The following is an 11,830-nucleotide window of genomic DNA, read 5'->3' on the forward strand; positions in this document are numbered from 1 at the left end:
CACTGTTGTCCGCCGACTGTTCGTGCACTTGTCAGATCAGCGCCATCTCTCGCGCGGCGGCGGTCAATTCGTCGCGGAAGTTGGGGTCTGCGATGGCGATGAGGGCCCGCGCACGTTCGCGCAGCGTCTTGCCGCGCATCTCGGCCACCCCGTATTCGGTGACGATCTTGTCGACGGTGTTCTTGGACGTGGTGACCACCGACCCGGGAGTCAGCGTCGGTGTGATCTTCGACTTCGAGCCGTCCCGAGTGGTCGACTGCAACACGATGAAACCCTGGCCGCCATCGGAATACACTGCGCCGCGGGCGAAGTCATACTGCCCTCCGCTGGAGGAGAAGTACTTTCCGGCCACGGTCTCCGAGGCGCACTGCCCGTAGAAGTCGACCTCGGTGGTGGCGTTGATGGAAACGAAGTTCGGCTCCCGGGCGATGACCCGCGGATCGTTGACCCAGTCCACCGGCGCGAAATCGACCGCCGAGTTCTCGTGCAGGAAGTCGTAGAGCCGCCGGGAACCCAATGCCAGGGTGGTCACGATCTTGCCGCGGCGAAACTGCTTGTGGGTACCGGTCACCACACCGGACTCGACCAGGTCGATCACGCCGTCGGAGAGCAACTCGGTGTGTACACCAAGATCCTTGTGCCCCTTGAGCATCGACAACAAGGCGTTGGGCATGCCCCCGATGCCGGCCTGAATGGTGGCCCGGTCCGGGATCCGTTCGGCGACCAGCGCGGCGATGGCCTGATCCTTGTCGGTAGGCACCACCGCATGACCTTCGATCAAGGGGTAATCCGTCTCCGTCCAGCCCACCACCTGGCTGATGTGCACCTGATTGCCACCGAAGGTGCGCGGCATCTGCGCGTTGGCCTCCAGGAAGAACGGTGCCCGCCCGATCAGCGACGCGGTGTAGTCGCAGTTGGTGCCCAACGAGAAGTAGCCCTGCCGGTTCGGCGGCGACGCCGCGGCGATCACCAGTGAGCATTTGGTGTAACGCTGCAGCAGGTCCGGTACCTCGCAGAAATGGTTCGGCACCAGGTCGCACTTGCCGGCCAGAAACGCCTTGCGCGACGCCGGCGCCAAGAAATACGACACATACCGCAGATGATCGCCGAACTCCCCGTTGATGTAGCGCCGTTCCCGCAGCGCGTGCATCTGGTGAATCCGTACGTCCTGCAATTCTTGCGCGTGTTCCTCCAGGGCGTCGACCACCTTGACCGGCTCGCCGTTGGCATTCGGCATGATGAGGTCCGCGCCCGGTTTGATGTGCTCGAGTACAGCCTCAGGTGGCACCGGGGGGGTGAGAATGTTGTGAGAAGTCATCGGTCGTCGTCTTCCTGGCAGCATGGCAATGTTGTTCGTGGAGCGAATGTTGTTGCGGCGAATCGTTGGGAACCCGCCTCGGATGCGCGTCCGCAGCTGAGAAACCTATTTGACCGAGTCCCGGGCAGCTTTGACGTACGCCGCACTGATGTCTTCGACGAATTTTGTGTGTGCCGAGGCCAACGCCGAGATCCAGTCGAGCTGATTTCCACCGCGAGCTACGCGTTCCTGAAAATCGACCATGCTCCGCAACGCCTTCTCGTAGGCGTCCAGTGCGGCCCGGCCGGCGGTCCTGTTGGATTCGATCAGCTTTTCTGTCATCTGCCGGATCTGCGCGATGGTCTTGTCGAGACTCGCCGGGTCGAAGTTGGTGTTGGTGAAGTCACCGGGGTTCATGAGTACAGCCTCTCTACTTGGTTGGATGCCGGAGGGTGGAAGCTACGGCGGTAGGCCCGAAGCCGCGTCAGGTATCGCGATCCGCCAGCCACTCGGTAATGCCGTTGCCGACTATTCCCTGCGATTTGGAGGAGACGAACAGCCCGATGTGACCACCGCGTAGGCCCATCTCGGTGTAATCGCTCGTGCCCAGTTTCCCGTCCAGGGCCTTCGACGTCGCCGGCGGAATGATGTGGTCGCCCGACGCGAAAATATTGAGAACCGGCATGGTGACCTGCCGGAGATCGACATTGCGGTCGCCGAGCTTCCAGGTGTTCTTGATGAGCTTGTTGTCCTGGTAAAGATCCTGCAACCATTCCCGAGCGGCTTCACCGGCATGGTCGGGCCGATCTGCAAGCCACTTCTCCATGCGCAGGAAGTTCAAGAATTTGTCGTCATCATCGATGACATCGAGTATGTCCAAATTATATTTGGTGGCGGATCGTACCGGTGTAAGCATCGAGAAGACAGCACCCATGAATTCACCGGGAAGCACTCCCCACACGTCGATCATCTTGTCGATGTCATCCTTGGTGAGGCTGCGTGTCCATACGTTGATGAACCCCTTCCCGGGATCATCCTCTTCCTCGTCGGCGTGAAAATCGAGCGGTGTCACGGCCAACACCAGGTTTCGCACTTTCGCCGGCTCCAGGGCCGCGTACGCGAGTGTGAACACACCGCCCTCGCAGATACCGAGAAGGTTGACCTTGTCCGTTCCCGTGACGTCGCGCATGGCGGTCACACATTCGTCGATGTAACCCGACACATAATCGTCGATACTCAGCCAGCGATCCGCACGACTGGCGTTGCCCCAGTCCACCACCCACACATCGATGCCCAGACCCAGCAGTTTGCGGACCAGCGATCGATCCTCTTGCAGGTCGGTCATCGTGTAACGGCCGATGAGGCTGTACACAATCAGCAACGGGGTCCGGATCCGCTGTTCTGCCAGGGGTCGATACCGCGACAGCGTGACCTTATCGGTGCGCAGGATCTCGTCCTTGGGGGTCGTCGCGATCTCGACCTCGGAGTCCTTGATACTGCTGAGCCGCTCCATTCCCGCGGCGATCTTTGCATTGAGAGCCGAAGCCTCTTGCATGAGCTCGGCCGCATTCGGAATCGGCATCATCGTCACTCCTCACCCTTGTCACCGGACGCACTCGACTCTGCGTCTGTCAGTGCCCGCAGAGTTTTCTGCAGCGCTTTGACCTGCTTTTTGAGTTCGTGTACGTTCAGATGCACTTCGTCGATTTCAGATCGCGTCGGCAGGCCTATCGGTTTGACCAGATTCTCGATGAATTCGCGTTCGACACGGATGAAATCCAGTCCATCTCGCAGCAGCTGCCGCTGTGCAGCCAGAAACTTCTCCGACCGCTGTGTCTCGAGAAGAACCTGATTCGAGATATCCAACCAGACCTTGAGTGCTTCTTTTGCGTCGAGTTCGCCTTGCCCGGTGCGATGGCGTTCCGCCATCTGCCCGGCATAACGGGTATTGGTTTCGGCCCAATTGGCCGCCAGGATTAATTCATACTCCTGAGTGGATTTCTGGACCGCCAGCCACTGTTCCATCACCCTGGCCATCAGTCGCTCGGGCGCACCTACGTCGGCGAAACTGGGTCCTTCCGTCACTCTTCGCAGTACGTCACTGACGACACCGCCACCGGCCAACGACAACGAGATCGAATCCGGCAGACCCCCCATCACGCCGGCACCCGGGAAACCTTTGCCGACACCGTTCGCCGATGACCCCCACAAGGAATTACCCAGCGTCGTCCACGACCGCCATAAATCCGTGAACGCCGGGGCGCCCGGCATGGTGGCCTCGGACTGGTTGAACCAATTCTGTGCCTGCGCCGCCTGGTCCACGTACATCTCGCGCCACCGTTTGGCCTGTTCCTCCCAGGATTCGGCGGTCATAGTTCGATCACCTGGCGGATCGCCTGACCATCGTGAAGACGATCGAAGCCTTCGTTGATGTCGTCCAGCCCGATGGTGCCGGTGAGGAGTCGGTCGACAGGCAACCGGCCCAACCGGTACAGCGCGATGTAGCGCGGGATATCGCGGGTGGGCACGGCCGTGCCGATGTAGCTGCCCTTTAGGGTGCGTTCTTCGGCCACCAAGGTAACCGGTGCCAACGGCATCGTCGCGTTCGGTGCGGGAAGCCCAGCCGTCACCGTCATGCCACCGCGGCGCGTGATCCGGTAGCCGAGGTCAAGCGCCCGCGTCGATCCGGTGAAGTCGAATGCATACTCCACGCCGCCGCCGGTCGCGGCCCGCACTTGCTCGGCGGCCTCGGGGTCGGCGGCGTTGATCGTCGAGGTGGCACCGAGCTCACTGGCGAACTTCAGTTTCTCGTCGGAGAGATCAACGGCGACGATCGAACGTGCACCGGCGGCCACGGCGCCAAGAAGCGCCGCCAGACCAACGCCACCGAGTCCGATCACTGCAGCAGAGGCGCCGGCCGGCATCCGTGCGGTGTTGATGACCGCACCCGCCCCGGTCAGAACCGCGCAGCCGAACAACGCTGCTTCGGTCAGGGGCAGGTCCGGGTCGACCTTGACCAGTGAGCGACGGGACACTGTGGCGTATTCGGCAAATCCCGATACACCCAGGTGGTGATTGACGTCAGTCCCGTCTTCACGGTGCAGCCGCCGTGCCCCCGAAAGCAGTGTGCCTGCCCCGTTGGCCGCTGCGCCCGGTTCGCACAACGCCGGACGACCTTCGGTGCACGGCTCGCAATGCCCGCAGGACGGCACGAAAACAAACACCACATGATCGCCGGGCCGCAGATCCGGTTCCCCGCCTCCCGCCGACGGGCCGACCTCCTCGACGATGCCCGCGGCCTCATGGCCCAACGCCATGGGCATCGGGCGGGGGCGGCTGCCGTTGATCACCGACAGGTCGGAATGACAAAGGCCCGCGGCTTTGACCTTGACCAGAACCTCACCCGGGCCGGGCCCATCCAGCTCCAACGTCTCGATTTTGAGGGGTTTCGACGACGCATACGGCGAATCGACACCCATCTCATTCAGCACAGCGGCTCTGGTGATCATGACGAGAACACCTCCAAGGGAGCGGGAACACGGTTTTGAAGCTCGTCGACCAGAACCCGGGTGTTCTCCGAATAGTCGACCGGTACCACCACCAACTGCACGCCGCCGCGCTCGAACGCCGATTCCAGGACGGAAACGAAATCCTCACACGACTGCACGAGTGATCCCTGCGCACCGTACGACTGTGCATAGGACACAAAATCCGGATTGCCGAACGTCATACCGAAGTCGGGGAACTTATCGACGGCTTGTTTCCAGCGGATCATGCCGTAGGCATTGTCCTGAAGGATCAGCACCACGAGGTTCAGCCCGAGCCGGACCGCCGTTTCGAGCTCCTGCGAATTCATCATGAACCCGCCGTCGCCGCACACTGCGAGAACCCGGCGCCCCGGACAGGTGATCGCGGCCATCATCGCCGACGGCAAACCGGCTCCCATGGTGGCCAACGCATTGTCCAGCAGCAATGTGTTCGACATGGGAGTGCGGTAGTTGCGGGCAAACCAGATCTTGTACATACCGTTGTCCAGCGCCACGATCCCGTCCGCCGGCATCACCTTGCGGACATCGGCCACGATGCGCTGCGGCACGATGGGGAAACGGGCGTCGTCGGATCCCTCCATGACCTGGCCGAGGATGAAGTCCCGCAGCGCCAGCAGTGCCGAACCGTTCGGCAGTTGCCCCTCGAGCCGGTCGGCCAACAGCAGCAGATCGGGCCCGATATCACCGACGAGAGAGGCGTGCGGGAAGTACACCTCTTCCACGTTGGCCGCGGTGTATCCCACGTGAATGACCGTGGGGCCGCTCGGTCCCATCAAGAATGGTGGCTTCTCGACCGTGTCGTGACCGATCGCGAGGATCACGTCAGCGCGATCGATCGCCTCGTGCACGTAGTCGCGCTCCGACAACGCGGCGGTGCCCAACCACTGTTCGACGGGCGCTCCGTCCGGATCGCCGGCCACCACGCCCTTGCCCATCTGGGTGGTGATGAACGGCATCCGTGTGCGTGTCAGGAACTCGCCCAGGAATGCGCCGAGCCGCGGCCTGCTGGCGCCGGCTCCGAGCATGACGAGCGGGCGGGCCGCCCCGCGGATCATCTCGGCGACCCGGTCGATGGCTACCGTTGGAGCTATCGGCAACTCGACTTCGTGCGGAGAAATCAGCGGCACCTCAGCACACGACTCGCCAGCGATGTCTTCCGGCAACTCCAGGTGCACCGGACCCGGCCGTTCCTCCGTGGCCACCCGGAAGGCCTCCCGCACCACAGTGGGGATGCTCGACGTGCTGGCGATCTGGCGGGAGAACTTGGTCAGTGGCTTCATCGTCGCCACCATGTCGACGATCTGGAAGCGCGCTTGTTGGCTACTCCTGACGGCCTTCTGTCCGGTGATCAGAATCATCGGCATCGCGCCCAGGTGTGCGTAGGCCGCACCCGTCGCGAGGTTCAATGCACCTGGACCCAGTGTGCTCATGCAAACACCGGGCCGGCCGGTAAGCCGGCCGTATGTGGCAGCCATGAACGCCGCCGATTGCTCATGACGGGTGACGACGAGCTCGATGCTCGACGTCCGTAGCGATTCGACCGTGTCGAGGTTCTCCTCCCCCGGCACGCCGAAGATGCGCTCAACGCCCTCGTTCTCCAGCGCCCTGACGAACAGATCCGAACCCTTGGTCATGCGATGATCCCTTTACGTGTGAAGCTGTTCATGTCAAATGAGTGCATCGCTGGCGGAATCGTCGGCGGGGGGCGTCTCGACGCCGGCGCAGTTTCGCGACGACGACCCAGCCCGGACCTGGTATGCAACGTGTGCGCTCCGCTCGGAACTAGTTGCAGGCCATCGGAAGTCGAAAGTGATTGGCACGAGGTTCGTTCTCCGTCGGCACCCGTGCTCATCATTTTCCTGAACCTCCGCGTGGTCGGTTGGTCGGACCACAGTCCGAACCTGCAATGCAGATCGGTACAGAGCATTGAAGACTGTCGCCAACACTCTATGCCGACAGCCGAAGTTCCAAGGCACATTTCGGGTTTGCGGTATCGAATGCCAACCGGTCACAGCGGCGCTCTGGACGAAGGCGATCCGCGACCGGTTCCCCATCCGCAGCAGGCGATCGACGCAGAACACAATCCGTTCCAGGCATGCCAGAATGCTCTCGACACACCCGGCGGCGCGTCAACAGTTCGATCGGAGTTTCCATCCAGTGAGATTTGAGCTGTTGTAGTGCTTTTCAGACACCGCAGCCACACCGAGACAGTGGGTAACTCCTGGCATGGCCAGGACACTTTGCTGCTGTCGCACGCCGGTGGCGGATCAAAGGTGCTCACCCCGAATCGCCCAACGTCATTCAGGCTCAACAGAACTCACACCTGCTCATTGAGCAGGAAGGTTAGACCTCGACTCGGCCTGTCAGCGCGGCGTTGAACGTCTTGCTCGGCCGCATCACTGCAGCGGTCGTCTCCTTGTCCGGTGCGTAGTAGCCTCCGAAATCCACCGGCTTGCCCTGTATTTCTGCAAGTTCGGTCACGATTGCCTCTTCGTTCTCGGCCAATGCCTCGGCCAGCGGCGCGAAGTGTTCGGCCAGCTCCTGGTCGTCGGTCTGCCGGGCGAGCTCCTGTGCCCAGTACATGGTGAGGTAGAACTGGCTGCCGCGGTTGTCGAGTTCACCGGTGTTGCGCGACGGACTCTTGTCGTTGTCGAGCAGCTTACCGATCGCGGAGTCGAGGGTCGTGGCCAACAACATGGCCCGCTTGTCACCGGTCTTGTTGCCCACGTCCTCGAAACAGGCACCCAGAGCCAGAAACTCGCCGAGCGAATCCCACTCGAGGTGGTTCTCCTCGACCAACTGCCTGACAAGCTTGGGTGCTGTGCCGCCGGCTCCCGTTTCGTACAATCCGCCGCCGGCCATCAGCGGCACAATCGAGAGCATCTTGGCGCTGGTACCCAGTTCCAGGATCGGGAACAGATCGGTGAGGTAGTCGCGCAGGATGTTGCCCGTGACAGCGATGGTGTCGAGCCCGCGAATCAGGCGCTCCATCGTGTACCGGATGGACCGCACCTGCGACATGATCTGGATGTCGAGGCCCTCGGTGTCGTGATCTTTCAGGTAGGTCTGGACCTTCTTGATCATCTCGTTCTCGTGCGGACGGTAGGGGTCCAACCAGAACAGTGCGGGCATGCCGGAGTTGCGTGCCCGGGTCACGGCGAGCTTGACCCAGTCGCGGATCGGCGCATCTTTGACAGTGCACATGCGCCAGATATCGCCGGTTTCCACGTTCTGGGTCAACAGCACCTCGCCGGTGTCGAGATCCACGATATTGGCCACGCCGTCCGCGGGGATCTCGAACGTCTTGTCGTGGCTGCCGTACTCCTCGGCCTTCTGCGCCATCAGACCGACATTGGGCACGGTGCCCATCGTCGTCGGGTCGAACTGGCCGTTGGTCTTACAGAAGTTGATGACCTCCTGGTAAATCCGGGAGAAAGTGGACTCCGGGTTGACCGCCTTGGTGTCCCTGAGCTTTCCGTCGGGCCCGTACATCTTGCCGCCTGCACGAAGCATCGCAGGCATCGATGCATCGACGATCACGTCACTGGGGGAATGGAAATTTGTGATACCCCTGGCCGAATCCACCATGGCCAGCTCGGGCCGATGCTCATGGCACGCGTGCAGATCCTGGATGATCTCGTCGTGTTTCGCTGCCGGCAGTGACTCGATCTTGCCGTAGAGATCCGACATGCCGTTGTTGACGTTGACGCCCAGCTCGTCGAACAGCTGCTGATGCTTGGCGAAGGCGTCCTTGTAGAAGATCTTCACACAGTGGCCGAAGACAATGGGGTGGCTGACCTTCATCATCGTGGCCTTGACGTGCAACGAGAACAGCACGCCGGTCTGGTATGCATCCTCGATTTGTTCCTCGTAGAACTCGCACAACGCCTTCTTGCTCATGAACATCGAATCGATGATCTCGCCCGCGTCCAGCGACACCTTGGGCTTGAGCACGATCGTCTCGCCGCTCTTGGTCACCAGCTCCATCTTCACGTCGCGTGCGCGGTCCAAGGTCATCGACTTCTCGCCGGCGTAGAAGTCGCCGTGGCGCATGCAGGCCATGTGGGTGCGCGAGGCCATCGACCACTTGCCCATGCTGTGCGGGTGCTTGCGCGCGTACTCCTTCACCGCTTTGGGTGCGCGACGGTCCGAGTTGCCTTCCCGCAGCACCGGATTCACCGCGCTGCCGAGCACCTTGGCGTACCGCTCCTTGATGGCCTTTTCCTCGTCGGTCTTCGGATCCGCGGGATAGTCCGGAATTGCATAGCCCTTCTCCTGCAACTCTTTGACAGCGGCGGTGAGCTGAGGCACCGAGGCGCTGATGTTCGGCAGCTTGATGATGTTGGTGTCCGGTAGCTGCGTCAGCCGAGCCAAGTCGGTGAGGTCGTCCGCCACCTGCTGAGTGTCGGTCAGGTGGTCGGAGAACTCGGCGAGGATGCGAGCGGGCACCGAGATATCTTTGGTCTCGACCGTGATGCCGGCGGGCCGGGTGAAAGCCTGGACTATCGGTAGAAAGGCGTAGGTCGCCAGCAGCGGTGCCTCGTCTGTCAGCGTGTAGATGATGGTCGGTTGCTCAGCACTCATTCTGGTTCTCCCGGCGTCAGTTTCGGTGCGGTTCAACGGCATTTCACGTTGGAGTGGTCACTGGATGCGTCCACGCGTGGCAAGCCCGGAGTTCCGATTCTGCGCCCTCATTCTATGAACTGCTCCGAGCCGACTCAATGTCGGACACTCTCTATCTCTCGTAGTGGGGCGTCAGCCGATGGGGACGACACCGATGGCGATTGCGACGCCAAGCATGACCACTGAGCAGACAGCCGCTCGCCAGATGGCCTTCTTGTGGAAGTCGGCGAGGTCGACCCTGGCCAGGGAGATCAGCAGGAGCATCGCTGGAACGAGCGGACTGGTCAGGTGGACGGGTTGCCCGACGATGGAAGCCCGGGCCATCTCGACAGGTGTGATGTCGTACTGGGCCGCGGCCTCGGACAGGATGGGCAGAACACCGAAATAGAAGGCATCGTTGCTCATGAAGAACGTGAGCGGCATGCTCAAGAAACCGGTGATCACCGCGAACCAGGGCCCCAGGCCCGATGGCACCACCGCCACGATGGCATCGGCCATGGCCGTGACCATCCCCGTGCCGTCCAAGATGCCGACCAGGACTGCGGCAGCGAAGACCATGGAGACCACTGCAACGATCGAACTGGCGTGCGCCTTGATCCGCTCGGACTGGTCGTGCGGGTTCGGGAAATTTACAACTAGACCAATGGCCGCGGCGATCATGAACAGCAGGCCGAGTGGGAAGATGTCCATCCCGAGCATGACCAGCAGGACGATGGTCAACGCGGCGTTGAACCAAATCAGCTTCGGGCGCAGCGTCGATCGATTCGGGTCCAGCCCGGTGATCATGTCGGGATTGTCCTCGGCGTAATCCAATTCGGCGTCGGGATCACCCACGTGGGGCGGGAGGACGTCCAACCCTTGATGGCCGCCGTGGCTTCGGCTGCCGCCGCCACTTCCGCCTTCGGCGACTGCGGTGGCGGTGGTCGGTTTGCTCACGCGGAGCGATTCGGCGACGGTATCCAGGGTCTTGCCGGAGGCCAGCAGCCGTTTCTTCTCCGAGCGCCCCAGCATGTACGCCAATATCAGCACCGCCACCAAGGCCACCGCCATGCCGGGCACCATGGGGAGGAAAAGATCGTTCGGGGAGACCTTCAACACCGTCGCGGCCCGTACCGTTGGCCCACCCCAGGGCACGATATTCAGCACGCCGTTGGCCAACACGGCCACCGTGGTGAGCACGACGGGACTCATCCCGAGCCGCAGGTAAATGGGCAACAGTGCCGACACGGTGATGATGAAGGTCGTCGAACCATCGCCATCGAGCGAAACCATCGCCGCAAGCAGCGCGGTCCCCAACACGACCCGCACGGGGCTGTTACCGACCACTCGGAGAATGAACCGGATCACCGGGTCGAACAGACCCACATCGAATCATCAACCCGAAATAGGTGATTGCAAAGAATAGCAACGCCGCGGTGGGCGCAAAATCCTTGATTGCACTCATAATTGCGGCGGCCACGCCCTTATCGGCTACGTTCGCCGCCCCGAGTTGTACGGCGAGGATCCCGAAGGCGATGGGCACGAGTATCAATGCGGCCACTGGCGCCCATCGTTTAGTCAGAATCAAAGTCATGAATACAGCGATCATGAGAAATCCGAGACCGACGAGCATCAGTTCACCTCCCGAGAAGAACTCTCGAACACCGTGGAGAAGGACTGACAGGAGTCGCGTGCACAGTGGCCGATGGCGACGACCATAGACCCGACAAGCACTGTTATGAGCTAGTTTTGGACCAATCCGCCCAGATCCGACCTACCAAGAGATGACTTCGTAGTCGCAAGATGCGAATTGCGTCATCTTGTGTTTCACTCAGCGGAAAGTAGTTGTGCCACAAGCAACTTGCCTATTTTATCCGGCAGGCGCGGAATAGCTACGTGATCTTGCCCAAAATGATGACAGCACACGCCGCTTAGCGCGAGACTGGATGCGAGCGACCGGGCCTGCCTTGCTTACAGCACGATGGCGTCAGGGTCGGAAACTCCGCCGACACAGCCCGTCGCGGCGATGATCTCTAGCCGGGAGTTGACATATGAGCAGCGCGAATTCGGTGAATACTTTTGGTGCCCGTGACACTCTGATTGTCGGGGACCAGAGTTATGAGATTTATCGTTTGGACGCGGTGCCCGGAACCGAGAAACTGCCCTACAGCCTCAAGGTGCTCGCCGAGAACCTGCTGCGCACCGAAGACGGCGCCAACATCACCACCGAGCACATCGAGGCCATCGCCCACTGGGACCCCACGGCCGATCCGAGCATCGAGATCCAGTTCACCCCGGCCCGGGTGATCATGCAGGACTTCACCGGCGTGCCCTGCATCGTGGACCTGGCCACCATGCGCGAAGCCGTCGCCGCGCTGGGCGG

Annotated in this window: 7 protein-coding genes and 2 pseudogenes; 1 reads left to right on the forward strand and 8 read right to left on the reverse strand. The window is 61.6% G+C overall.

Going from position 1 to position 11,830, the window contains the following annotated elements; genetic code table 11:
• Window positions 1-31: 31 nt before the first annotated feature.
• From H276_RS0112500 to H276_RS22930, 8 genes and pseudogenes are all read right to left on the reverse strand, one after another.
• Entirely contained in the window at window positions 32-1,318 is a 1,287-nt protein-coding gene (locus tag H276_RS0112500) for an acetyl-CoA hydrolase/transferase family protein (protein WP_036460966.1), read from the reverse strand.
• Window positions 1,319-1,423: 105 nt separating this feature from the next.
• Window positions 1,424-1,714 (reverse strand): hypothetical protein, encoded by a 291-nt coding sequence (locus tag H276_RS0112505; RefSeq protein WP_019971656.1) that lies wholly within the window; start codon window positions 1,712-1,714, stop codon window positions 1,424-1,426.
• A gap of 67 nt (window positions 1,715-1,781) precedes the next feature.
• Entirely contained in the window at window positions 1,782-2,879 is a 1,098-nt protein-coding gene (phaC, locus tag H276_RS0112510) for a class III poly(R)-hydroxyalkanoic acid synthase subunit PhaC (protein WP_231376664.1), read from the reverse strand.
• Window positions 2,880-2,884: 5 nt separating this feature from the next.
• A complete protein-coding gene (locus tag H276_RS0112515) occupies window positions 2,885-3,625 on the reverse strand; it encodes a poly(R)-hydroxyalkanoic acid synthase subunit PhaE (RefSeq protein ID WP_231376665.1) in 741 nt (246 codons plus the stop codon).
• 41 nt (window positions 3,626-3,666) lie between these two features.
• On the reverse strand, window positions 3,667-4,806 hold the full coding sequence (locus tag H276_RS0112520) for a zinc-dependent alcohol dehydrogenase family protein (protein ID WP_019971659.1): 1,140 nt from the start codon (window positions 4,804-4,806) through the stop codon (window positions 3,667-3,669).
• On the reverse strand, window positions 4,803-6,479 hold the full coding sequence (locus tag H276_RS0112525; protein WP_019971660.1) for an acetolactate synthase large subunit: 1,677 nt from the start codon (window positions 6,477-6,479) through the stop codon (window positions 4,803-4,805). Before H276_RS0112525 ends, H276_RS0112520 begins: the two co-directional genes overlap by 4 nt.
• A gap of 709 nt (window positions 6,480-7,188) precedes the next feature.
• A complete protein-coding gene (locus tag H276_RS0112530; protein ID WP_019971661.1) occupies window positions 7,189-9,429 on the reverse strand; it encodes an NADP-dependent isocitrate dehydrogenase in 2,241 nt (746 codons plus the stop codon).
• 171 nt (window positions 9,430-9,600) lie between these two features.
• Window positions 9,601-11,080, reverse strand: a pseudogene (locus H276_RS22930) (CitMHS family transporter).
• A 418-nt stretch (window positions 11,081-11,498) separates the two neighbouring features.
• Between H276_RS22930 and acnA the strand changes: the two are divergent.
• A pseudogene (gene acnA / locus H276_RS0112540) lies at window positions 11,499-11,830 on the forward strand (aconitate hydratase); the annotation flags it as partial.

This window comes from Mycobacterium sp. 141, assembly GCF_000382405.1.
Classification (GTDB): domain Bacteria; phylum Actinomycetota; class Actinomycetes; order Mycobacteriales; family Mycobacteriaceae; genus Mycobacterium.

Excerpts from the sequence above, each read along its gene's own strand:
- H276_RS0112500 (WP_036460966.1), bottom strand. The coding sequence starts at position 1,318 with ATGACTTCTCACAACATTCTCACCCCCCCGGTGCCACCTGAGGCTGTA.
- phaC (WP_231376664.1), bottom strand. The coding sequence starts at position 2,879 with ATGCCGATTCCGAATGCGGCCGAGCTCATGCAAGAGGCTTCGGCTCTC.
- H276_RS0112520 (WP_019971659.1), bottom strand. The coding sequence starts at position 4,806 with ATGATCACCAGAGCCGCTGTGCTGAATGAGATGGGTGTCGATTCGCCG.
- H276_RS0112525 (WP_019971660.1), bottom strand. The coding sequence starts at position 6,479 with ATGACCAAGGGTTCGGATCTGTTCGTCAGGGCGCTGGAGAACGAGGGC.
- H276_RS0112505 (WP_019971656.1), bottom strand. The coding sequence starts at position 1,714 with ATGAACCCCGGTGACTTCACCAACACCAACTTCGACCCGGCGAGTCTC.
- H276_RS0112530 (WP_019971661.1), bottom strand. The coding sequence starts at position 9,429 with ATGAGTGCTGAGCAACCGACCATCATCTACACGCTGACAGACGAGGCA.
- H276_RS0112515 (WP_231376665.1), bottom strand. The coding sequence starts at position 3,625 with ATGTACGTGGACCAGGCGGCGCAGGCACAGAATTGGTTCAACCAGTCC.